Origin of the sequence: Mesorhizobium sp. M7A.F.Ca.CA.003.01.2.1 (assembly GCF_003998945.1) — a bacterium.
Taxonomy (GTDB): Bacteria; Pseudomonadota; Alphaproteobacteria; order Rhizobiales; family Rhizobiaceae; genus Mesorhizobium; species Mesorhizobium ciceri.
On record NZ_RZRA01001394.1, the window covers coordinates 1 to 948 of the forward strand.

At 62.4% G+C, this 948-nt stretch carries 1 protein-coding gene; it reads right to left on the bottom strand.

The window, feature by feature from the left end; translation table 11 throughout:
• Positions 1–270: 270 nt before the first annotated feature.
• Positions 271–933 (bottom strand): SMC-Scp complex subunit ScpB, encoded by a 663-nt coding sequence (locus EN969_RS32930; protein ID WP_063169436.1) that lies wholly within the window; start codon positions 931–933, stop codon positions 271–273.
• Positions 934–948: the final 15 nt, after the last annotated feature.

The window sequence follows — 948 nt, forward strand, 5'->3', positions numbered from 1 at the left end:
GCTCAAGGTAGACGTGGTTCAATTGAACTTTCTCCCTTCGAGAGCTCTCAATGGTGATCGACATGTGCGACCAGGCTCGATCAATTGCCTGTTCGCTTATCCTTCATCGACAAGCGGACGCGTGCCGCCACCTCCCTTCCGTCACGCGAAGGACCCAGCCGGCGAGACCAGACGGCGTGCGTGGCGCAATCTTCTATGTGACGAGCGGCGAGATCGCGTGTGTCCCGCCGTGATGGGATCATCTATTCGTCGAGCGCGGCGCTGGCGCCATCATCGTCGATATCTGCAAACCCTGGGATGATCCAGCAGCTTCTCCTTCGACAGCAGCCCGGCGTCCTCGAGCGCCTCGAAATCCGGCAGCTGGCGCAGCGTGTCGAGCCCGAACTGCGACAGAAAAGTTTTGGTCGTCACATAGGTGTAGGGCGCGCCCGGCTGCGGGCTGCGCGGCCCCGAGGCGACCAGCTGCTCAGCGCGCAGCACGCCGATCAGGTCACGTGACACCTCCTTGCCGAAAAAGCTCGACAGCTCGCCACGGGTGATCGGCTGGAAATAGGCAATGCACATCAAGACAAGCGCCTCCGCCTGCGACAGTTCTTTTGCTCCCTCGCCCGCTGCCGTGCCGAAGGCTGCGTGAATGGCGTCGCCAAAAACCTTTTTGGTCCGGTGCTGCCAGCCGCCGGCGACCGCGACCAGCTCGTAAGGGCGGCCGGCGAGTTCGGCGCGAATGTCGTCGATGATCAGCTCGATATTGCAGTTTTTTCCCACCACCCGCGCGAGGACACTACGTGTCACCGGTTCATTTGCCGCAAAGATCACCGCTTCGACGCGGGCCATCCATTCGCACCAGCGCAGCTCCGGCGGCAGATGTTCCAGTTCGGTGTCGAGCAGCGCCGGCTGATCGTTTGGCTTGCGGCGGGCGGACGCTTCGCTCATCGCTACAGCCCGAAC